Annotated in this window: 18 protein-coding genes and 2 pseudogenes; 17 read left to right on the top strand and 3 right to left on the bottom strand. The window is 40.7% G+C overall.

What is annotated here, in order from left to right; translation table 11 throughout:
* Positions 1-4: 4 nt before the first annotated feature.
* From OMU_RS04040 to OMU_RS04030, 3 genes are all read left to right on the top strand, one after another.
* Positions 5-886, top strand: coding sequence for a LysR family transcriptional regulator (locus tag OMU_RS04040; protein ID WP_016178690.1), 882 nt, complete (start codon positions 5-7; stop codon positions 884-886).
* Positions 887-971: 85 nt separating this feature from the next.
* Positions 972-2,918 carry an oxidoreductase gene (locus OMU_RS04035; protein WP_016178689.1) on the top strand — a complete coding sequence of 649 codons (1,947 nt, stop codon included), beginning with the start codon at positions 972-974 and terminating at the stop codon, positions 2,916-2,918.
* 11 nt (positions 2,919-2,929) lie between these two features.
* On the top strand, positions 2,930-4,156 hold the full coding sequence (locus OMU_RS04030; protein WP_016178688.1) for an L-lactate MFS transporter: 1,227 nt from the start codon (positions 2,930-2,932) through the stop codon (positions 4,154-4,156).
* Between the two features lie 38 nt (positions 4,157-4,194).
* On the opposite strand, the pseudogene OMU_RS24060 reads toward OMU_RS04030, so the two are convergent.
* Together OMU_RS24060 and OMU_RS04025 are read right to left on the bottom strand one after the other, a co-directional pair.
* A pseudogene (locus OMU_RS24060) lies at positions 4,195-4,362 on the bottom strand (AraC family transcriptional regulator); the annotation flags it as partial.
* Between the two features lie 51 nt (positions 4,363-4,413).
* Complete coding sequence (locus OMU_RS04025; RefSeq protein WP_016178687.1) at positions 4,414-5,301, bottom strand: helix-turn-helix domain-containing protein; 888 nt, start codon at positions 5,299-5,301, stop codon at positions 4,414-4,416.
* A gap of 161 nt (positions 5,302-5,462) precedes the next feature.
* Here OMU_RS04025 and rhaB point away from each other — a divergent pair, with 161 nt between their 5' ends.
* The 14 genes and pseudogenes from rhaB (at position 5,463) to OMU_RS03950 (ending at position 23,316) form a co-directional block, all read left to right on the top strand.
* Positions 5,463-6,932, top strand: coding sequence for a rhamnulokinase (gene rhaB, locus OMU_RS04020; protein WP_016178686.1), 1,470 nt, complete (start codon positions 5,463-5,465; stop codon positions 6,930-6,932).
* Entirely contained in the window at positions 6,925-8,178 is a 1,254-nt protein-coding gene (gene rhaA / locus OMU_RS04015) for an L-rhamnose isomerase (protein WP_016178685.1), read from the top strand. Before rhaB ends, rhaA begins: the two co-directional genes overlap by 8 nt.
* A 10-nt stretch (positions 8,179-8,188) precedes the next feature.
* Positions 8,189-9,013 (top strand): rhamnulose-1-phosphate aldolase, encoded by an 825-nt coding sequence (gene rhaD, locus OMU_RS04010; protein ID WP_034875990.1) that lies wholly within the window; start codon positions 8,189-8,191, stop codon positions 9,011-9,013.
* Between the two features lie 74 nt (positions 9,014-9,087).
* On the top strand, positions 9,088-10,242 hold the full coding sequence (gene fucO / locus OMU_RS04005; RefSeq protein WP_016178683.1) for a lactaldehyde reductase: 1,155 nt from the start codon (positions 9,088-9,090) through the stop codon (positions 10,240-10,242).
* A 538-nt stretch (positions 10,243-10,780) separates the two neighbouring features.
* Positions 10,781-11,563 carry a glutamate 5-kinase gene (proB, locus tag OMU_RS04000; RefSeq protein ID WP_016178682.1) on the top strand — a complete coding sequence of 261 codons (783 nt, stop codon included), beginning with the start codon at positions 10,781-10,783 and terminating at the stop codon, positions 11,561-11,563.
* Between the two features lie 12 nt (positions 11,564-11,575).
* On the top strand, positions 11,576-14,815 hold the full coding sequence (locus tag OMU_RS03995; RefSeq protein ID WP_016178681.1) for a M14 family metallopeptidase: 3,240 nt from the start codon (positions 11,576-11,578) through the stop codon (positions 14,813-14,815).
* A 126-nt stretch (positions 14,816-14,941) separates the two neighbouring features.
* Positions 14,942-15,622 (top strand): 5-oxoproline transporter, DUF969 family subunit, encoded by a 681-nt coding sequence (locus OMU_RS03990; protein WP_016178680.1) that lies wholly within the window; start codon positions 14,942-14,944, stop codon positions 15,620-15,622.
* Between the two features lie 12 nt (positions 15,623-15,634).
* Complete coding sequence (locus tag OMU_RS03985) at positions 15,635-16,579, top strand: DUF979 domain-containing protein (RefSeq protein ID WP_016178679.1); 945 nt, start codon at positions 15,635-15,637, stop codon at positions 16,577-16,579.
* Positions 16,580-16,602: 23 nt separating this feature from the next.
* The gene (gene pcp / locus OMU_RS03980; RefSeq protein ID WP_016178678.1) at positions 16,603-17,247 is read left to right on the top strand and encodes a pyroglutamyl-peptidase I; all 645 of its coding nucleotides are present in this window, start codon (positions 16,603-16,605) and stop codon (positions 17,245-17,247) included.
* Positions 17,248-17,756: 509 nt separating this feature from the next.
* A pseudogene (locus OMU_RS24055) lies at positions 17,757-19,809 on the top strand (BglG family transcription antiterminator).
* Positions 19,809-20,090 carry a PTS sugar transporter subunit IIB gene (locus tag OMU_RS03965; protein ID WP_016178675.1) on the top strand — a complete coding sequence of 94 codons (282 nt, stop codon included), beginning with the start codon at positions 19,809-19,811 and terminating at the stop codon, positions 20,088-20,090. Before OMU_RS24055 ends, OMU_RS03965 begins: the two are co-directional and overlap by 1 nt.
* A gap of 43 nt (positions 20,091-20,133) precedes the next feature.
* A complete protein-coding gene (gene ulaA / locus OMU_RS03960) occupies positions 20,134-21,498 on the top strand; it encodes a PTS ascorbate transporter subunit IIC (protein ID WP_016178674.1) in 1,365 nt (454 codons plus the stop codon).
* An 18-nt stretch (positions 21,499-21,516) separates the two neighbouring features.
* Positions 21,517-22,368, top strand: coding sequence for a transketolase (locus OMU_RS03955; protein ID WP_016178673.1), 852 nt, complete (start codon positions 21,517-21,519; stop codon positions 22,366-22,368).
* Positions 22,369-23,316 (top strand): transketolase family protein, encoded by a 948-nt coding sequence (locus OMU_RS03950; RefSeq protein ID WP_016178672.1) that lies wholly within the window; start codon positions 22,369-22,371, stop codon positions 23,314-23,316. It abuts the gene before it with no gap.
* Between the two features lie 194 nt (positions 23,317-23,510).
* On the opposite strand, the gene OMU_RS03945 is transcribed toward OMU_RS03950, so the two are convergent.
* On the bottom strand, positions 23,511-23,756 hold a 246-nt coding region (locus tag OMU_RS03945; protein WP_016178671.1), incomplete at its 5' end, for an ISL3 family transposase.

Genomic DNA, 23,756 nt, shown 5'->3' with positions numbered 1-23,756 from the left:
ACAAATGAACGTTCAAGAACTTCAATGCTTTATGAAAGTATTCGAGACAAAAAGTATGAACCAGACGGCGAGTCAGCAGTTTATGACGGCTCAAGGCGTAGGAAGAATCATCAACCGTCTAGAAAATGAGCTTGATACGCAATTATTTGTTCGAAGCAGTAAAGGAGTTGAGCCAACTGCGACTGCTAAAATACTGTACAGCTACAGTGAACGATTAATTGACTATTTCACCTTGCTGCACACGGCGATTCAAAATGAAAAAGAAAAGCAAAATCACTTAAAAATTTATCTGGCTAGAGGTGTTCTGAAGGCTCTATCTTTTGATTTTCTGCATGATTTTCAATGTGCTTATCCAGAGGTTGAGTTTAGCTGGAAGGAGATGGCTAATCAGGGGGTCAATCACAAGATTCGACAGCTAGAAGGAGAGGTCGGTATTGTCATCGGGAAAGTTGATGACAAGGAAATTACTTCACTTTTTATTGAGCGTAAGGAAGTCAAACTGCTAGTGTATCATGGGCATCCATTTTATCAACGAGATACGATTGACTTAGCCGAGCTGCAAGGGGAAAAGTTGATTATCTTAAATGAGAATTACCACGTTTACCATGAATTTACCCGATCATGTGAAGAAAATAACATTAAAATCGAGCTGGCAGCAAAGACTGAAGATACTTCATTATTGGTCAATTTGAGTCGAATGAAGATAGGATTGGGGATTGTTTTAGATTTTTCATTGGATGGGTTTGAAATGAAGGATTTGAAGGTAGTCTCACTAAAAGAACCATTATACTGGGACATTTATGCGATCTTTCATCGTGATCAAACGGATTCGCCAAATGTACAGCGATTTAAGAGCTATATTAACCGTAGAAATAAATTGGTATAAGGTTAGTGATTTTGATTGGTACCGATGGGATATGGGGGTCTGTTACACTCTAATTGTGATTTATATAACAAAAGGAGTGGCGAGGATGAAAAGAAAGTATCCAAATTTATCAAAACCTATTCAAATCGGTAATGTCATGTTTCGTAACCGTATGTTTTCAGCTCCAATGGGTGGGACTGATATTACTGCAGACTGCTGTATTGGTCCAGCATCAAAGTCATTTTATGAGTTGCGAGCAAAAGGCGGAGCAGGAGCAGTTACAGTATCTGAGGTCATGGTTCATCCTGAAACAGATGGTTCCCATGCCTATCACTTGGACTTGAGTGTCCCAAATTCGTTATCCAGTGCGACGTATGCCGCGGATGCTATCCGCCGTCATGGAGCGATTGCCAGTGTGGAGCTTTCTCATTCGGGTCAGTTTGCAGGAACCTATTTGGCAGATAAAAGCAAAAAGCAATCATTGTCTCAATGGGGAGTATCCGCAACAGTACGAGCTGACGGAGTAAAAGTAAAGGAACTGACCCAAGAAGTAATTGATGAGATCGTTCAGGCTTATGGAGATGCGGCGGGCTTAGCTAAACGAGCGGGTTTTGAAATGGTCATGGTGCATGGCGGACATGGCTGGTTGATTAATCAATTCTTATCGCTATTATTTAACAAACGAACCGACAAATATGGCGGCAACTTGGCTAACCGCGCTCGTTTTGCGATCGAAGTATTGAAAAGTGTTCGTCGAGCAGTTGGTGCAGGTTTTCCAATTGAATTTCGAATGAGTGGAGCAGAATTTGTCGAAAATGGGTATGGCATCGAAGAGGGAATTCAGATTGCTAAGCTCGTTGAAGAGTATGTGGACTTAATTCATGTCTCTGCGGGAACCTATCAAGGAACCTTTGGTATCACGCATCCATCGATGTTTACAGAGCATGGCACCAATGTTCACCTAGCTGAAGCAATCAAGAAAAATGTCAACAAGCCTGTCGCAACGATTGGCGGATTGAATGACCCTGAGCAAATGGAAGAGATTTTACGCTCTGGCAAAGCCGATGTTGTTGAAATGGCCCGCGCGTTATTAGCAGATCCTTATCTACCAAGAAAAGTCATGGCCAATCAAGAAGAGGAAATCGTTCATTGCTTGCGTTGTTTCGTTTGTATGGCAGAACGAGCGGCGACCACAACGAGAAGATGTACAGTAAATCCATTAATAGGAAGAGAAAGCGAAGGCTTTGATGTTCAACCAGCAGCTAAACCGAAAAAAGTAGTGGTTGTCGGCGGTGGACCTGGCGGATTAAAGGCAGCAACAACGGCGGCTGAAAGAGGACACCACGTTGTTTTGTTGGAAAAATCCAGTACAACTGGCGGCATATTAAACTGTGAACAAGCGATTCCTTTCAAATATGAAATGTATCAGCTAGGCCAAACCTTTACTCATCAAGCCCAAAATGCTGGCGTGGAGCTTCGTTTAAATACGACGGCCTGTAAAGAAACCGTTGAAGCTGAACAACCTGACGCGGTAATCATTGCGGCGGGATCACAGCCGATTATTCCTAAGCTAAAGGGAATTGAGAAGGAACATGTAACGATTATCAATCAGTATCATTTAGCCCCAGAAAAAATTGGCGATGAGGTAGCGATTCTAGGCGGCGGCTTAGCTGGCTGTGAAATGGCGATTCATTTAGCACGTCAAGGGAAAAAAGTATCAGTGATCGAAATGCGGGATGCGGTTGCGCCAGACGCAAATGTTCGGCATCGCCCGCTGCTGCTTCAGGAGTTGGAAAAAAATGTTTCTATTTTGACTAATCACAAAGGATTAGAGATAACCGAAGATGGGGTTTATTGTGAGAATTCCACCGGAAACGTTGTCCATGTTCCTGGGAAATCTGTCATCGTCGCTGTCGGCCAACGAGCAAATCGATTCGTTGCAGAAGAGCTATATGACACAGCGCCTTATGTTGTAGAAATCGGGGATGTTGTTCGGGCCTCGACTATCACTACCGCCGTCTACCAAGGCTATCATGCCGCGTTGGATATTTAGGGGGTAGGCAGATGAAAAATAAAAGACTATTTACGCTTATTGCCTGCTGCATCATTAATTTGTGTTTAGGATCAATCTATTCATGGAGTGTTTTTGCTTCCTCGATGTCGGTGTATTTGACTAATTTGCTGCAAACAGAGATTACTTCGGCAGACCTAGCACTTGTATACACGGTGGCGAATTCAGTCGGTCCGATCACAATGATTACTGGCGGCTGGTTCAACGATCATTTTGGACCTAAAAAAGTGATCATTGTCGGGGGAACGATGTTTGGATTGGGAATGTTTTTATCCGGTTTTGCTACGAGTGTCGGTTTTCTAGTCGTTAGTTATGGTTTAGTTAGTGGATTAGGACTAGGGATGGCTTATGGCTGTACAATTTCGACAGTTGTTAAGCTGTTTCCTGATAAAAGAGGGTTAGTCGGCGGTATCGCTACAGCCGTATACGGATTAAGTGCAGTGATTGTTTCGCCATTAGCTACTTTAATAGTGGAAAAAACCAGTGCGACGACGTCATTCAAAATTTTAGGTCTCGCATTCATTTTTCTAATTCTTCTTTGTACTTTTTTTGTGACAACACCAGAAAAAGAGCGAAAGATTTCTACAAAAGTCGTAGTTGAAGCATCTGGTTCTGAAAAGACTTGGAGAGAAATGCTTCAGACTAAAACGTTCTACGTGATGATTCTTTTATTAGTATGCGGGGCTTTTCCAGGAATGATGATCATTTCTCAGGCTTCCGGAATTGCCCAAGGAATGGCAGGTATGAACGCATTAGCTGCTAGTACGGCTGTATCAGTTCTGGCTCTATTCAATTCGTCAGGAAGAATTATGGCAGGGTCCTTATCGGATAAAATCGGACGGATTTACACATTGATGTTTTCTTGTATTTGCTCTGTATTCGGCTTGGCTATTTTGTTCTTTTTCGGTGGAAAATCCGTTATTGCTTTCTATTTCGGAATCGCGATTATTGGCATTTGCTTCGGCGCTTTCATGGGGATTTTCCCCGGTTTTACGGCCGATCAGTTTGGAGCTAAAAATAATAGCGTTAACTATGGGATTATGTTTATTGGTTTTGCTTTAGCTGGCTTCTTCGGTCCGACAGTTATGCGTCTTGTTTTAGAAAAGACTGGAAATTACCAACAGGCCTTTATCCTTGCGATTGTTTCGAATATCTTAGGTTTAGTGATGGGGGCAGTCTATTTGACGCTTAATAAGAAGTTTGTGAAGGCAAAATCCTAGTCAAATAATAAATTGAAATAACCAAAAAGGGTTCAAGCTTAATCAGGTAGCTTGGGCCCTTTTTGAATAAGAAAAGCGAACAGCCATTTTATCAAAAGCCGATATTGTTTAGGTGACAGCTGGAATCTTTTTTTAAGTAGGCGGTAAAAATGGCTTTCGCTTTGATAATTCACCATCTCTGAAATCTCAGAGATGGTTTTTGAGGTTTCTGAGAGATTTTTCTATTTTTGAAATGTATTTACAAATAACTTGCCAACCTATTCCTTAATAACTCGATCTGTTCGGCGGTATTCACTAGGAGAAATCCCGGTCTTTTTTTTGAAGAGGCGGCTAAAGTAAGCAAAATTGTCCAGACCTGCTTCTAATGAGATCTCCTTAATTGAAAGATTGGAATACCGAAGCAAATCCTTCGCATAGGAAATTTTGCAGCTTATTTGATAATCCACTGGAGGCTGTCCCATGAATTTCGAAAAGTCTTTGACGATTTGATATTTATTTAGATGGAAATGTTTTTCTAAATCCTCCAGGGTAACGCCCTGGCGATAATTCTCGTCGATATAGCTTTTCACATCCAGAATGTATTCAGGAATTTCGCTGTCGGCAAAGTCCATTTGGTATTTTTGCAGAATCAGCTCATTTAATAATTCATGGACTAGGACAGAGGATTCAAAGTCTGTTTTGGCATTTGGGTCCTTTTGCAGCTGTAATAATTTCTCCATGAGTAAGTGAATCGGGTTATTACGCACGTTTTCTGAGTTCGTATGTAGAATATTCGAGCCATTTTTGATGAATTCGTGATAGAAGCTTTCAGTATTTCCACCAGAAAAGTGAACCCAATCCATCTCCCAGGGCTCGCTGCTGATGGTTTTGTAATACTGATAGTTCTTACAATCAATGAAAAAAATATCCCCCGCTTTTAGAGTGTAGACCTCGTCTTGATAATGCAGCTCCCCAGTACCAGACAAGGTAAATTTCATCAAATAGGAAGGAAGATTCTCTCGTTCGGTAAAATACGGCTTATTTGCCTTGAAATATCCGATTTCTTGAATGTAATAAAATAAATCGCGGCTTTTTTGCTTTGGAGTAAGAATAAATCTAGTTGAATCAGCGGTCCATGAATGGTTGGCTTTTTCCCAATAAGTCATTGTGAGCTTCCTTTCACCAAGATAATGCAAGTATACATCAAAATCGTGTAATGTAAAAGCTTACATGTGATTGTAGAATAACATCATAAGTTGAAAATACGAGATTGAGTCATCAATTCTCAGTTTTTAAAATGCTATCAATAAAGTGAAAGGAGCAGGTGATGAAAACATATATTGCTATTGATATTGGCGCTTCTAGTGGTCGCTTGATGAAAAGTGAATTGATTGATGGGCAGCTGACCTTGACCGAAGTTCATCGTTTCAAAAACGGGTTTAGAATGCTGGATGGTTTTCAACGTTGGGATATCAACTATTTGATTCAGGAGATCGTCGTTGGCTTAGAAAAAATAAAGCAAAACGGCATTGAACATTGCTACGTTGGCATTGATACTTGGGCGGTTGATTATTGTCTTATAGACAAGGATGGCACTCTTTTAGGCGATCCGATTGCTTACCGAGATAGCCGAACGAAAAAAGCAGTCGAGAAGTTTCAAAAACTAATGAGTTTAGAAACGTTGTATGAGAAAACCGGGATACAAATCCAATCCTTTAATACAATTTTCCAGCTGCTGGTTGAACAAAGAGAACTGCTAGAGAAAACCGATAAATTGCTATTGATTCCAGATTACCTTGGTTATGCCTTTACCAATCAAGCCGTAACGGAGAAAACGAATGCTTCGACCATGCAACTGCTAAATCCCGCCAATGATACGTGGGATGAAGAGCTGTTAGATTTAGTCGGAATTCGTAAAGAGCAGCTGCCGCCGTTAGTGGACGCTGGAACCATTCTAGGCTCGCTTGTGAAGGAGAAATTTCCTGATTTTGATTTACCTGAGGCGACCTTTGTTTCCGTGGCTAGTCATGATACCGCCTCGGCGATTCTCGGAACACCGGGACAGGGGCGTGATTGGGGCTATATTTCAAGTGGTACTTGGTCGCTTTTAGGAGTCGAAACGAAAGTAGCGAACGTCAGTCGAGAAGCCTTTAATGAAAACTACACGAATGAATGGGGCGCTCATAACACGATTCGCTTTTTAAAAAATATTATGGGCATGTGGCTGATCCAAGAAGTCGCTCGAGAGCAAGACTATCAATATAGTTTTCCTGAGCTAGCTGAAATGGCCGCAAAGGAAGCACCTTTTCAACAATTTATTGATGTGAATCATGAGAGCTTTTTAAATCCAGAAAACATGATCGTCGCTATTCAAGATTATTGTCAAAAAACCGGACAGACGATACCTGAAACACCAGGCGCGATCGCCCGCTGTATTTATGACAATTTAGCCCTCTGCTATGCCAGTGAATTAGAGAAGCTGGAAAAAATGACCGGAACCAATGACAAGCTTAGTAAGCTGCACATCGTTGGTGGCGGCTCCAACAATAAGTTCCTTAATCAGCTTACCGCCGATGTCGCACAAATTGAAATCAGTGCAGGACCGGGAGAGGCGACAGCAATCGGAAATATTCTGATGCAGATGGTTGCTACAAAAGAATTTGAGTCGATTGAAGCTGGACGCCAATGTATCTTGGATTCCTTCACATTTAGCAAGCATTTACCACAAACCTGTGATCATGAGGTATTAGAAAAGTATAAAAAATTTATTGAAAAAAGGAGCAAGGAAAATGAGTGAAGTAACTCAAAAATATCAAGCTGCTAAGGCGGCCTATGAAAAAGTAAATGTTGATACAGATGCGGTATTAAAGCAATTGGCCGAGGTAAAGATCTCGATGCACGTTTGGCAGGGAGACGATGTGAAAGGCTTTTTGAGTGATGATGAGCTTTCTGGCGGAATCTCAGTTACAGGAAATTATCCAGGGGGCGCTCGCACACCGGAAGAATTACGCTCAGACTTAGAAAAAGCTTATTCCTTAATTCCTGGTAAGCATAAATTGAATCTGCATGCGATTTACTTAGATACAGATGAAAAAGTCGATCTAAATGAACTTGAGCCGAAGCATTTTGAAAAATGGGTTGATTGGGCTAAAAATCAAGGCTTAGGCTTAGATTTTAATCCAACCTTCTTCTCACATCCTATGTTTAAAGACGGTTTTACTTTGGCCTCACCGGATTCTGAGGTTCGCGAATTTTGGATCGAACATGGCAAGCGTTCTCGAAAGATCGCAGAATATTTTGGGAAGGAAACCGGTCAGGTATGTGTCAATAATTTCTGGGTACCAGATGGGTACAAAGACAATCCAATCGATCGCTATACACCGAGAGAACGCTTGATGACAGCATTGGATGAGATTTTTTCCGAGAAGCTTGATCCCAACTACACCTTAGATGCAGTGGAAAGTAAGTTATTTGGACTTGGTGCCGAGGCATATACTGTTGGTTCCCATGAGTTCTATATGGGTTATGGATTGACTCGCGATAAATTGATTTGTTTAGATGCTGGTCATTTTCATCCAACCGAAGTCATTTCAAACAAATTATCCTCATTAGGCTTGTTCAGTGATGGGATTTTACTCCATGTTAGCCGTCCGGTTCGTTGGGATAGTGATCATGTGGTAATCATGGACGATGAATTACAGGAAATTGGACGTGAATTGGTTCGCAATGATCTGCTTAAGAAAACACATATTGGCTTAGACTTCTTTGACGCGACGATCAATCGTGTAGCCGCGTGGGTGATTGGTACTCGTAATACACAAAAGGCACTGTTGAAGGCGATGCTTGAACCAATTGATACGCTTAAGGAAATCGAATTGTCTGGCGATTACACGACTCGCCTAGCAATGATCGAGGAATTGAAGGACTTTCCATTTGCGGATGTTTGGAATTACTTCTGCGAAATCAACAATGTACCGGTTGGTCTGGATTGGTTAACAGAGGTTAAGCACTATGAAAAAGATGTTTTAAGCTTAAGAAAGTAGGGAAAACGTGTTGAAAAAGAACAATATATTAAATGCAAACTATGTACAAGAAATGATCGAGGTAACCACTAATTTATACCGACTAGGCTGGGATGAGCGCAATGGCGGAAATATCAGCTATTTGTTGGAAGAAAATGAAGTATTGCCGTTTTTAAATCCGACTGAAGTCATTCGGGAAATTCCGATGATCTTTGATGCTGCTTCGTTAGCAGGGAAATATTTTATCGTGACCGGCTCTGGCAAGTACTTTAAAAATGTTCAAGCGAACCCAGCGGAAAATTTAGGAATCATCCGTGTAAAAGAGGATGGAAAAACCTTACAGTTGCTATGGGGATTGGAAAATGGCGCGGTTCCTACTAGCGAACTGCCAAGTCACTTTATGAGTCATATGGCACGACTAGAGGTTGATCCTGAAAATCGTATCATTATGCATAACCATGCGACACATTTATTGGCCATGAGCTTTACCCACGATTTAGATGAAAAAGCCTTTACTCGTACCTTGTGGCAAATGTGTACGGAATGCTTAGTGGTCTTTCCAGAGGGCGTCTCCATTCTTCCGTGGATTGTTCCTGGAACAACCGAAATAGGCGAGGCGACAGCTGCCAAAATGAAGGAAACTCGCTTAGTTTTATGGCCGCAGCATGGGATCTATGGTGCAGGAAAAGACATGGATGAGGTATTTGGTTTGATCGAAACGGCTGAAAAGGCGGCAGAAGTTTATACTTATGTGTGCGCTCAAGGCGGAATCAATCAAACCATCAGCGATGAAAACTTACGTTTATTAGCCGACAGCTTTGGTGTAACACCTAGAGAAGGTTATCTAAACAGCTAAATGAATCGGAGGGGCAACCCTCCAATTTGTTAAGTGATATTGTGAAAATAAACACATTAGATGGAGGAAAACAAATGACAGTAAACAGAATGATCTTGAATGAAACATCTTATTTTGGCAAAGGTGCGATTGAAAACATCGTTCCTGAAATTGAAACGCGCGGCTTTAAAAAAGTCGTTGTGGTTACAGATAAAGGATTAATTGATTTTAAAGTGGCAACCAAAGTAACTGAAATGCTGGATCAAGCGAATGTTTCTTATGACATTTATGATGGGATCGTTCCTAATCCAACAGTTCAAAACGTGAAGGATGGCGTCGCCTTCGTTGAAGCTTCAAAGGCGGATGCGATTGTCGCAATCGGTGGAGGATCGCCGATCGATACGGCCAAAGCGATCGGCATCATTATGACAAATCCAGAATTTTCCGATGTAGTAAGCTTAGAAGGAACCGCAGCGACAAAAAATCCTTCCTTGCCAATTCTAGCCGTACCTACAACTTCGGGAACAGCCGCAGAGGTAACGATCAACTATGTTATTACGGATGAAACGAATCATCGCAAGTTTGTCTGTGTGGACCCGAATGATATTCCAATTGTCGCTTTCGTTGATAGTGACATGATGATGGGCATGCCGAAAAATTTGGCTGCTTCGACGGGGATGGATGCCATGACTCATGCCATTGAAGGCTTCATTACCAAAGGTGCGTGGGAATTAACTGATATGCTGCATCTTAAAGCAATCGAAATCATTGGACGCTCATTGAGAGATTCAGTGAATGAAAAACAGTCAGCTCGCGAAGAAATGGCGCTAGGACAATACATTGCTGGGATGGGCTTTTCAAATGTTGGCTTAGGACTGGTTCATGGAATGGCTCACCCGTTGAGTGCTTGGTACAATATTCCTCATGGCGTAGCCTGTGCCGCACTTTTACCGACAGTAATGAAATTCAATAAAGACTTCACTGGAGAAAAATACCGGAAAATCGCCGAAGTATTACAGGTAGAAGCGATTGAAACAATGAGTATTGAAGAAGCTAGAACCGCGGCTTGTGAGGCGATCGATCAGTTGAGTAAGGATGTCGGGATTCCTGCGACTATTGCTGAGTTAGGTGTGAAATCAGAGGATCTTCCTAAAATCGCGGAAGATGCCTTCAAGGATGTTTGCACGCCTGGGAATCCTCGTGATGCTAGTATTTCTGAGATTATTGAGTTGTATCAAAGCTTAATGTAAGACGATTCAGAGTAGAGCTTTCTTTACGGAAGATACATGAATCGATTTTAATAATGGATCAACGAAATTTTTGCTTAGCAATTTTTTTGTTGGTCCATTATTTGATCGTTTTCTTAGATGCCTTAAAAGAAGATTCCATCTTTTCTTTTAAATGATTTAATGTGTTTACCTTTTGGAAGAATGAAAATAATCTTGGACGTTGGATTATTTCGAATAGAAAATTTGAACAATTTACCTTATTAAATTATTTATTATAAATTTAGATGATATTTAATTGCTCTATTTTTATGAAAAAATATTTTATATCAAGCTTATAATATAACGTTCGTTTTGTAATAGGATATACCAATCAATTAAAAGCAAAGAAAAACCGCTTTTATAAACTCAGAATGAATGAGATAAAAGTGGGCGATTAAAAATAAAATATTTTCATGTAGATATCTTTGTGATATGATTAGCACAAAATAAAAGAATTGTAATGGTCGGTTGATGTTTTATATAGTTTAATCGTCTGTTTTTTATAGTTAAGGTGTATTTGATGAGAGAAGATATAAAAAAGGCAGATATCATAGTTATAAAGGTTGGAACAAGTTTATTAGTGTCACCGGAAACAGGAATAATTGAATCAGCTATCTCAAAATTAGCCAGTGTCTTGGCCCAATTAATGAGATCAGGGAAGAAAATTATTTTAGTATCGTCAGGAGCTGTTGGTGCTGGGACAGTCCAATTAGGTGAAGTATCAAAATATGCAGCTGCGGCGGTTGGTCAAGGTATCCTAACCGGCTTATACGAAGCTGAATTTAAGAAGCACGATCAGAAAATCGGACAGCTATTATTAAGTAGAGATATTTTAACAGTTCCTGAAAATCGTCAGGCTTTTGATCAAACGATTCAGGAGCTTTTGGCCCGCCGAATTTTACCAATTGTGAATGAAAATGACGCGGTGACGGTCGATGAAGGAGAACACAGAACAAAATTTGAAGACAATGATGAATTATCTCTATTGATCGCTGAGGCAGTTGATGCTGATTTATTAATCATGTTGACCGATGTGAATGGCCTGTATTCGGAAAATCCAACAATCAACGAAGAAGCACAAATGATTCGACATTTAAGTAAAATTGATCAACGCTTATTTGAAGCCTCTGATCCCAGCTTAGGAAAATTAAGCCGCGGCGGGATTCGTAGTAAGCTGAAAACAGCGACTGGGGCTTTAACGGCGAATATCTCGATGGTTCTAGCAAATGGCAGAGATCCACATGTCTTATATGATATTTTAGCTGGACGTGAGATTGGGACATTGTTTAAAAAACAGCAGTAGGGAGGAAATGATGTGCTAAAAGTAGAAGGACAGTTGGCTTTTCCTGAACAACGGCAGACCATTCAAGCAGCTTTGATTTCAGGATTTATGTGCGAACATTCAACTTTTCCAATTGCTAGTACGAGTACGGGTGAGGCTACGCCAACTGAACAAGAGTTAATGAAACAGCTTGTACAAAAGCAGAAGCATGAAAGACCGCCAGAGGATTATCAAGCAACAAACAAATATGCTGAGAAGGTCATTGATTTTGAATGGCGGAAAGTGACCGGCTTAGAGAAATTATTCAGTACGGGCCCGCTTTTACAAGATCGAAATCATGATTTTTTACCTGATAAACTAGCAGTTAAGATGATTGTACCCGAAAAGTGCAGTGCTTCAATGATGGCTGCGGCAAGCAATATTGCTTTTCGTTTTGGCATGGAGACCACAGCAATAACGGATTGGCTGCTTAGCCAGTGCTATGAGAGTGGTCCAGCAATTTTATTCCGAGAAGCAGAAAATTGTCAAATTTTCAAACAGGGTGAACAAATTATTATAGAAGGAACTGGTACAGAGCTGGAGGGATTTTCGGCGATTTTGTGCGAACAGTTTCCAAAGCTTTCCGCTTTTGAGACTTGGAGCAGCTATCTTCAAAAGTTGGTAGAGAGCTTTTCAATGAAAAACCTCGATGGTCAATTGGCTTATGCCGCGAGCTTGCCAGCTGAGGAGAAGCTGGTGTATGCTTCACCTGAAATTACGCAACGGCAGGAAGAAATTGAACAGGCATTTCCTGATTTAACCTTTGTCAATCATCGTTCTATGATCGAAGCCTACGAGAAGACCTTTGATTTAACCTGGGAGGTTGATGAGTTTTTAGAAAAATTAGCTTCTGTTTATCCTAAAATCCAGTCAGGCGATCGTGTAGAAATTACAGGTGTGCTTAGTGAGGATCGGCAAGTGCGTGAGGCGCTTCAACAAAGGATTCACAAGGAACTGACAGCTCGTCATGCAGATGGAAAGATTGAACTGGTTTGCGCCCATAAGCAAGGGTATTCCTGGATCAATGACATCATCATACCTAAATTGAAAAGTCAGAAAATTGAGAATGTTACAATAGCTTTTAAGCCCTTTTTACCAGAAGGTGTAACGGAATGGACAGAGGAATCTGGTGCGACACCGACCTATAATAATGTAGATGGTCGTGATCCGGAAAAATGGAATGATCTGCCGATTCGTTATCTGCAAGAGCTTTATCCGATTCAAGATAATCTGATGAAGGCCTTCAATCTGTCGGCGGATCAGATAGCGTTTGCTACTTATTCCGGCTCAGAAGAGCTGACCTATGAATTGATAGTGAAAACAGAGACGGAGGAGAAACGCTGGACTTATCAAGCCAGCTATTCTGAAAGACCGTATCTAACTGCTTATCCAGGTATGGGAAAGGTTCATCCGCCAACTGGAAGACTGCGAGTGAAAATTAATGCCGCGACTGTTTTAGAAGAGCGCGTTGAAACAGACATTGAAAAAATTTGGACACTTTATCAGGAAGAGGTGCTGCCAAGTTGCCGTTCATGGATTGAAGAACGGACAAATGGCAAGCCAACTAAGGCACAGCAGCCATTTTTCGCGCAGATGCAATTAGAGATTACTGCAAGTGAGCCAGATGAACGTTTGGCAAGCCGTAATGATCTTTTGTCCAGTTTAGATGCGTTGCATGAAGACCTCTATTTTGCAGGAGCAGATTATTTCAAAAATTATGGCTTGGACGTTCATGGTGAGATGTTTGAAGAGCCGGGATTGATTTTACCGATTGTTCAGAAAAAAGCAGGAAAACCTCAATTTAAAGTCACACTTCTTGAACAAATGAAGAAAGAACCTCAAATCGTGGTGAAGGGCAAACAGGCCGTCTATCCACCTGAACGCAGGAAAATCAATTGTTACCTTCAGTCCATTCATTATGGATCACAGAGCTTAGCTGCAACAATTCAGATCGAGGGTGTGCAGGCGGAGGTAGTAGAAGCATACGCAAGTCTCTTTGGTAAAGGATTAGTTGGTCAAGATTATGATTTTCATTTGTACAAACAATTAATCTTTCAAGCTGAGGGGCAGCGTTTTATGGTTGATGTCCCTCAAAAGGCGCCAGAGGCAGTTCAGGATTTAACGATTGATCAGATTGATTTATATCCTGAGCAAGTCATTGGTTACGAAGAATATCTGTCGATTATTCAGCAGTTAAAACGCGTGCCGCAGATTTCAGTCTACAAGATCGCGACATCCTATTTAGGGCGAGAAATATATGCAATCGAATTATTACCAAAAGCTGCCGATTCTGGTTATTTGTCTAGAACCAAGCGTTTGACCAATTATCCATCAGAAATAATCAATGCGCGGCATCACGCGAATGAAGTGTCAGGTACCAACGGAGCTTTCCTACTATTGAAGGAATTGCTAACCGATCCGAAGTATCAGGATGTTGCAGTGCATCTGAATTTGGTCATCGTTCCCTTGGAAAATGTCGATGGTGCAGCCATTCACTATGAGCTGCAAAAAAAGACACCTGAGTGGAAGCTCCATGTCGCTCGTTTTAACGGAGTAGGAAAAGAATTCTATTATGAATACTTCAATTTGGAAACACAGCATACCGAAGCGCTAGGAATGACGCGACTTTATGAACGATTTGTACCAGATGTCATGGTGGATAATCATGGTGTGCCTACTCATGAATGGGAGCAGCCGTTTTCTGGTTATACATCGCCTTCGTATAAAGGCTTTTGGCTTCCACGTTCATTATTGTATGGCTATTTTTGGGTCCCTACAAATGAAGAATATCGTTCGAACATCGTCTTAAATAAAAAAATCGAAGATGTGATTGCAGAGGCGATTGGCTCTGTTCCAGAAATGAAAAAGTGGAATGAAGAGTGGGCGCAGCAGTTTGAAACCTATGCACATAAATGGCTGCCTAAGCTATTTCCAGCAGAGTATTATAAGGAAATGATCAATTATTGGATTGGCTTTGCGGCAGATACAACGCATCGCTATCCGTCAATTCGTTTTCCGTGGTTGACTTCAGTCGCCTACACAAGTGAAGTGGCAGATGAAACGGCTCAAGGAGAATATTTAAGATTGTGCGCTCAAGCTCACGTTGTGCATGATCTGGCAACGATTGATTTATTGCTAGAGTCAACATCGCTTTACCAAACCTCTGCGGTGTTTACATCAGAGGAAATAAACATTAGCTATACTCGGCTTCGTCCGATTATTGCATCATCATAAGGATGTCAATTGCGCGTTCTACTCATACGTTAATATTAGTAGAATCGTAGGCCAATGGTGATAATAAGAAAATTTGTTTCAAACTTTTACATCATTTTGAAATGAATAAGGGAGGAAAAGTTTTACATGGAATTAGTTAAATTAATAGGAATTTTGATCGTTATTATTGGTTTTGCATTGAAGCTAGATTCAATTCTGATCATTTTAGTGGCGGCAATCGTCACAGCGATCACTGGTGGTCTAGGTGTTGAAGGCTTATTAACGACGTTAGGAACAAGCTTTGTTTCAAATCGTTCGATGGCTATTTTTATCCTGATCATGCTGGTTACAGGAACTTTGGAACGAAATGGTCTGAAGGAGTCTGCGGCAAAATTAATTGGGAAAATCAAGAATGCATCAGCTGGCGCAGTTATTGGGGCCTACGGTATCATGCGTTCAATCTTTGCGGCGTTCAATATTAGCTTTGGCGGGGTAGCCGGTTTTGTCCGTCCGATCATTATGCCAATGGTGATTGGTTCAATTGAAGCAAAAGGAAAAGAACCAGAAGAAGATTATGTCGAAGAGCTTAAGGGAATGTCCTCAGGGATGGAAAATATTGCGTGGTTTTTCTTCCAAGTATTATTTGTTGGTGGTCCTGGAGCCTTGCTAGTTCAAGCGACATTGAAGGATTTAGGTTACGAAACAAACTTGCTTGATTTAGCGAAGGTTGAGATTCCAGTGGCGTTATTTGCGGTCATCGTAGCAATCGTATACTACTTCTTAAAAGACCGAAAATTATACAAAAAATACTACGGCAACGATAAATAGGGAGGAACATACATGTCATTTTTTCTAAGTCAAGATGTTTTATTATCTGAAAAGCTACTTGAAATTATTTATATTATTATGGGTGCAGTTGCTGTTTATACCGGGATTAAAAATGCCCGAGATAAAGCAAATCCAACACCGATCGGTACTGCGGTTTTCTGGTGTGCACTAGGTGTAGTCATGATGTTTGGTCGCTGGATTCCACCGATGGCTAATGGGGTGATCGTTATTATTATGACATTGCCGCCAATTTTCAAAAAGGTCAGCAAAGGCAAAGAAAGTGCACCGACTGAGGCTGTTACGAAGAAAATGGCTGATAAGATTGGGATGAAAATTTTTATCCCAGCGTTATCAATGGGGATTTTTGCAATTATTTTTGCCGTATTTACGCAATTAGGGGCATTAGTTGGTGTCGGAGTCGGCGTATTGGTTGCGATTATTGTATTAATGGTTTATTCTCATTCAAATAAGCCAAAAGTATTCTTGGATGATGCGGAACGTATGTTGTCTACGGTGGGCCCATTAAGTATGCTGCCGATGCTATTAGCTAGTTTAGGTGCGATTTTTACGGCCGCTGGAGTTGGAGAAGTAATCTCTGATCTGGTAGCGAAGGTGATTCCAAAAGGAAATGTCAACTTGGGAATTATCGTCTTTGCGATCGGCATGATGTTGTTTACGATGATCATGGGAAATGCCTTTGCTGCTATTACGGTAATGACTGTCGGAATTGGAGCACCGTTTGTTCTTGCTTACGGAGCTGATCCTGTCTTAATCGGTATGGTCGCATTAACCTGTGGCTACTGTGGAACCTTGTGTACACCAATGGCCGCAAACTTCAACATCGTTCCTGTGGCGATGCTGGAAATGAAGGATCGTTTTGGCGTAATCAAAAATCAAGCGGTCTTAGCAGTAATCTTCTTAGTTTTCCAAATCTGCTATATGATTTTATTTAAATAGAAAGAAAAGGAATGGTGAAAGAAATGAACGTTTTAATTACCGGTTTTGATCCCTTTGGCGGCGCAGCAATTAATCCTGCGTTTGAAGCAGTAAAATTATTACCTGATACAATTGAAGGCGCAAAAATCCATAAACTGGAAATCCCCACAGTCTTTAAAAAGGATGGCGAAGTTCTGGCAAAGGCGATTGAGGAACAAAATCCTGATATCGTCATTTGCGTCGGACAAGCGGGCGGACGTTCAGATATTTCTGTTGAAAAAGTTGCTATCAATCTGATGGAGGCTCGTATTCCAGATAATGAAGAACAACAGCCATTGAACCAAGTCATTTATGAAGATGGTGAAACAGCCTATTTTGCAACACTTCCAGTCAAAGCGATGGTCAGCAAAGTAAAAGAAGCGGGAATTCCATCCAGCGTTTCTTACACCGCTGGAACATTTGTTTGTAACGATATTATGTATCGTTTGCTGTATTTAGCAGATAAAGAAGGAAAGAATCTCAAAGGCGGATTCATCCATGTGCCTTACTTGCCTGAGCAAGTCATAGATTTACCTGTAGGAACACCGAGCTTATCTGTTGAAACAATCGCTAAAGGTTTAGAAGCAGCTGTTGCTGCTGCGGTCATCAATGATGAAGATCAAAACGTAGCAATGGGAACGATTATGTAATAGTTAAAAAGGAAGGATCGAGCATTTTTAGATGCTCGATTCTTTTTTTGCGTCGAATAGCGATAATTAACGATTGTTTATAGGATTTTTTGTTTCTGATAGAGCATTAGTAAAAAGGAGTTTGTATTTTTTGCGGACTCGATTTAGTCGTATCTAGGAACAATCGGCAATGGAGAATGGAATGTTGCTATAATGATTTGTAAGAGGATCGAACGGAATCAACTCTTATTTCAAGATAATTTTTTCGTTCAAAGGCGGAAAAATAACGAAGGGAACAATTACATAAAAAGCTCGCTTAGTTTTTTATTAAGAATGTGTAAGTCTAGTAACTGAGTATAGAGGCTGTATTGGAAAGCTTTTGACTTAGAAAAATAAATCGTTGTTTTATGTTCCTTTATCGCAGGGTAAAAACATCGGTACACTGTTTGAGAAAAAGTGAAAACAGGTTGTGCCGAAGAATCATAGCGCTTTCTTTGGTCTGGATATATAGTATAAGTGGGGGTAGGGATATGATAGATTATCGGTTAAGTTATCTTATTGAAGATTCAAAAGAAAAATATTTGCTTGATCAAGCAGCTGAAATGACAAAAATGAGGAAAATGGACCTGCTTTTGGCAATTGAAAAGGTCAATGAAGTGGCGTCTGACTTATTTGAAACAGAAATTTTAATAACAGAGACAGGGATTGAAATTCCTAAAATGATTACGCGGAATTGGATTGATCTCTTTTTTAATCAAAAGCGGGAGGAAGTTGTTTTTCTTGAAGAAGAAAGGCAGGCAATGATTTTCTTGCTGACTTTTGCACAATTTGAGGAACTATCTGTCTACTACTTCCAAGACTTCCTGTTCGTCAGTAAAAATACGATTTTAAAGGATTTGAAAAAGCTTCGAGCAGCACTGGCTGAACGTGGAGTAACCCTAGAATATTCTAGAAAAATTGGTTTTTTTCTTAATGGAGCTGAAGCTTCAATCCGCGGAGCCGCTTTTTATTTGCTAGGTATTTTAGCCGCCAGTCCCAATGGCAATCGTTTGTTGTATGAAGGTCTATCATTAAAATCCCCAAACCTGTATACAGATGTTCGCTTAAATTTTTCAATGACGATTGAAGAATTTGATCTAGTGTTTGTCCCTAGTCGTTTTGAAGAAATGGTGTATTTCATTTCCTATTTGATTTGCCGAACGGAAAACTATGAGATCGACTTTTCGCAAGAGGATCAAGCGCTTTTAGCGCCACTGATTGCACACAAGGCGAGCAATCAGTTCTTAGCGCATTTTTCGAAAATTAAAAACAGCAGCATGGAATCCTATTACTTCACAGTTATTTTCATGACGGTTCTTCAAGGGGAAATTCAAGATACTTCGCTAGAGTTTTTGTTGGAATGCTCCAGTGAGATCATTCATGAAATAGAACGCCTTTCTGCGATTGAATTCAAAAATTATCGCAAGCTGCTCCTGGACCTTTTCTATCATTTGGTACCGGCTTATTTTCGAATCAAATTTGATTTTAAATTGAGCAATGTATTAATTGACGAAATAAAAAGTGCAATACCATGAGATTTTTGAATTGACCAAATTAGCGTTATTTCCGTTAAGGAAGCTCGTTCAAAAGGATATTCCTGACGAAGAGATTGGCTACTTCACGATTCTCTTTGGCGGCGAAATCAGCAATCAACGACAAAAGAAGAGAAATGCCCAGTTAAGGGCGCTGATTCTTTGTCCTAGCGGTATTAGTTCATCTTTGATTATGAAGTCTGAGCTGCAGGAATTGTTTCCGCAGATTGATTTTTCCGAAACAAGTTCCTTCGAACAATTCAATCATCAAGGGCTGGATAGTGCATTTGATCTTATTTTCTCTAGTGTTCCAGTGAAGACAGAGAAGAAGCTCTATGTGATCAATCCAATCATGACACAACTAGAAAAGAACGCATTAATGAGAAGAGTTCAGGAAGATTTTCTCTTTCCGAAGGTGTTGATTCCATCGGTGAATGAAATTCTAGATATTCTAATCCCTCATATTGAATTAAAGAATGGTATTACAAAAGAAAAGCTCTACAACATTGTGCAGAAAAAAATGAACAAGGAAATGAAAAGAAGGGAAGATGATCGACCGATGTTATCAGAATTATTAACAGCTGACATGATTCAATTGACAGACCGTAAGATGGGCTGGGAAGAGGCGATTGATACAGCTGCTGACCCGTTAAAGAAGAAGGAAAAAATCAACCAATCCTATATAGAAGCAATGATTAACAAAGTGAAGGATTACGGACCATTTATCCATATTGGTAAAGGTGTGGCGCTGCCTCACGCACGTCCAGAAGATGGGGTCAATGAGTTAGGAATGTCACTGCTGAAGGTGGATACGCCTGTGCTGCTTTCAGATGATGAAAAGCATCCGATTCAAATTTTTATTTGTCTAGCAGCCATTGATAATGAAATGCACTTAAAGGCGCTGGCGAGCTTAACAAGAATTTTGTCGAATAAAGAGAAATTAGATACTTTACTAAATGCTTCAACAAAAGAAGAAATTTTAGAAATTATGACTGAAGGAGAAGATGAATAATGAAATTTGCGGCGGTATGTGGATCAGGCTTGGGTTCAAGCTTTATGGTAGAAATGAATATTCAATCTGTACTTAAAGATTTAGGAGTAGAAGGCGTAGAGGTTGCTCATTATGATATGGGCAGTGCAGCACCAGAATTAGCAGACACATTTTTTGTCGGCGGTGATTTAGCTGATAGCGCACAGCATTTAGGCAATGTAATTGTATTAAATAGCATCATTGATATGGACGAGCTAAAAGAAAAGGTTCAAGCAGAATGTGTGAAACAAGGACTGCTATAGGATGCGATGTCTGGAAGGAAAGAAAAAGTAGGAGGATTAAAAAATGAACGGTATTTTAAGTATATTAATTGATATTGCCAGTACGCCAGCGCTATTAGTAGCTCTGATTGCTATTTTAGGAAATATCTTACAAAAGAAAGATACGGCTTCAATCGTTAAAGGCGGAATCAAGACATTTGTGGGCTTCTTAGTAGTAACAGCTGGAGCAGGTGTAATTGAAGGCTCATTGGCACCTTTCGGAGAAATGTTCCAAGCGGCCTTCAATATGCAGGGCGTTGTTCCGAATAATGAAGCGATTGTTGCTTTGGCACTTAATAAATTTGGTACGTACACAGCACTTATTATGTTAGTCGGAATGGCCTTTAATATTTTGATCGCGCGGATTACTCGGTTTAAATATATTTATTTAACTGGACATGCCACACTTTACATGGCGTGTATGATCGCGGTGATTTTGAGTGTGACGGATATGGGAACTGTTCCATTGGTATTATTTGGAGGTTTGGCTTTGGGCTTGGCCAACACGATCTTCCCAGCTATCGCACAGCCATTTACTCGCCAAATTACGAAGAACGATACGGTTGCTTTAGGACATACAGGGAATTTTGGGTATGCGCTGAGCGGTCTGATCGGTAAATTTGTAGGAAATAAAGAAAAATCGACTGAAGATATCAACTTCCCGAAAGGTTTGTCCTTCCTACGCGATTCCACAGTTAGTATTACGATTACAATGGCAGTTGTTTATGTGATTGTTGCCTTATTTGCGGGAAATACTTTTGTAGCAGAAAACTTAAGCGGTGGCACAAACTATATTATTTATTCGCTGCAGCAGGCTGGCTCATTTGCGGCGGGGGTATTCGTTATCTTGGCAGGTGTTCGTTTGATCTTAGCAGAAATTGTTCCGGCATTTAAAGGAATCTCGGAGAAATTAGTTCCAAATTCAATTCCAGCATTGGATTGTCCAATCGTTTTCCCTTATGCACCCAATGCCGTATTGATCGGCTTTTTAACCAGCTTTGTTGGTGGAATTGTGAGCTTAGTGATCATGGTCTTAACCGGAACGACGGTAATAATTCCAGGGGTTGTGCCGCATTTCTTCTGTGGAGCAACTGCCGGTGTTTACGGAAACGCGACTGGCGGACTTCGAGGAGCGGTAGTCGGATCTTTTGTTCATGGTGTTATTATCAGCTTTATGCCGATTCTCTTAATGCCTGTTATGGGTGAACTAGGCTTCCAGGGTTCAACCTTCTCTGACACAGATTATGGAGTAACCGGAATTTTCTTAGGAAATCTTGCCAATTTTGGTGGACAGATCGCTGCGATTATTGGAATTTTAGCAGTATTAGGAATCTTGATCGTTTTGACAGCTGTTACCAAAGGGAAAAAATCACGTGCGGTTTCTGAATAATTCAAGGGAGAAGATAGTGTGGAAGAAGTAACGCTTAAAAAATTAGAAATTTTAGCCACGAACATCCGGATTGATACAATCGAGGCGATCAGGAAGGTTGGTGCCGGACATATCGGCGGCTCGCTATCCATTGTGGAATTATTAGCAGTGCTCTACGGAAAACAATTGAACTATGATCCAAAGAATCCTCAGTGGGAGGAACGTGATCGAGTTGTTTTATCCAAGGGACATGCAGGAACTGCTTGGTATAGTGCGTTAGCAGAAGTTGGTTTCTTTGAAAAAAAATGGCTGATGACTTTGAATGAAGGCGGCACAAGACTGCCTTCTCATCCAGATCGGACAAAAACACCCGGAGTAGATGCAACGACAGGCTCTTTAGGTCAAGGAACCTCGGTCGCGGCAGGAATCGCGACAGGATTGAAGCTGCAGAAGAAAGACAGTTACGTCTATTTAATTGTTGGAGACGGCGAATTAAATGAAGGACAATGCTGGGAGGCCTTTCAGTATTTGGCTCATTTCAAGCTGAATAATTGCATCGTAATCATTGATGAAAATAAAAAGCAGCTGGATGGAACAACAAAAGAAATTTTGAATCCTTTTAATATTGAGGAAAAGATGCGGGCATTTGGTTTTAAAACAGTGAAGACCAAAGGAGATGACATACCAGCCATTGATCAGGCGATCACTGAGTGTAAAGCTATCAAAGATCAAGCGGTTTGTATCATTCTTGATTCTGTCAAAGGTCAAGGAGTACCTTTTTTTGAAGAAATGGCGGCTAATCACTCAGTAAAATTTGACAATGAGAAAACATTGGCACAGACAGAGAGTATCCTGGCCGAATTGCGAGAACGAATAAAGGAGTGTGGCTAGATGTTTACATTAGCAGATACTAGAGAAGTTGGAAAAGAACTTCGTGTTGCAGTGGTCGATGCTCTGAAAGAAACGATGGAAAATAACGAGAAGGTGATTGCTCTGGATGCCGACTTAGGCGCTGCCAGCAAATGGACGGATCTAATCAAGACTAATCCTGATCGTTTCATCAATGTCGGAATCGCTGAAGCCAATATGGTAGGTGTCGCCGCAGGATTAAATCTTACAGGATACATTCCTTTCGTCCATACCTTCGGGCCATTCGCAACAAGACGTGTATTGGATCAAGTTTTTCTATCAGGTGCCTATTCTAAAAATACGATCAATATTTTTGGTTCAGATCCTGGATTTGCGGCTGGGCATAACGGCGGAACCCATACAACTTGGGAGGACGTGGCATTATTACGCGCGATACCTGATGTGGTCATCTGTGATGCAGCTGACGCTGTTCAGATGGAGTGGATCATTAAAGAATTTAGTCAATTGACCGGGGTGCATTATGTTCGGGGCAATCGTAAAGGCGTTCGCGATGTTTATGCAGAAGGCTCGAGCTTTGCATTAGGCAAGGGCAACCTGTTGAAAGAAGGTTCAGATTATCTAATCGTTGCGGCTGGACAATTAGTTTCTGAGGCTTTGGATGTGGCGGAGCATCTTGAAGAAAAGGGCAAAATAGTCGATGTGATCGATATGTTTACGATTAAGCCGCTAGACAAGGAATTATTATTGGAGCGATTAATTGGTAAGAAAATGGTCATTACTATTGAAAATCACTCGATCACTGGCGGTCTAGGCAGTGCGGTAGCAGAAGTTTTAGCAGATAACGGCTTCGCCATTCCGTTAAAGCGTATCGGTGTCGACGAACGTTTTGGACAGGTGGGAACGCCAGCCTTTCTACAGGAAGAATTTGGCTTGACTGCGGAAAAAATCATCGAACAAATCGACGGATGATCTAAAAAGAAAAAATAATTTATAGGTGTTCAAGGGATCTGTAAGGATCTTTTGGGCACCTTTTTTCAGCAGTTCATCTGAGTTACTGACCTATTTGATTGAAGAAATTGGGCTCTAAGTCAAATCGTGTTGTTCTCATTAAATCACTGAAAGGAAATGCTTCGGCGTTTCCTTTTTTCTTTTTGTTTTTTTGCTCAAATAATGTCGCAAAGATTCTGTTGAATCAGAATTCGCATACGAAGGTGGCGAAAGGTTCTAAAACCGAATGCCACTCTCTTAATCACTTTAATCAAGTTATTCTTCCCTTCAAGTTTTCCGTTCGAATAGGGGTATTTTAACGCATTGATAATCGCTTGTTTGTGTTTGTTTAAGTAAAGAATCGCTTTTTTAAATGCTGGATCAAGCATCGGAGGTAAGTGATCAATGCGTTCGTAAAAGTC

This window comes from Enterococcus avium ATCC 14025, assembly GCF_000406965.1.
In the GTDB taxonomy this organism is placed as follows: domain Bacteria; phylum Bacillota; class Bacilli; order Lactobacillales; family Enterococcaceae; genus Enterococcus_A; species Enterococcus_A avium.
The sequence above is the reverse complement of the archived record's forward strand: the minus strand, read 5'-3'. Positions and strand labels throughout refer to the sequence as shown.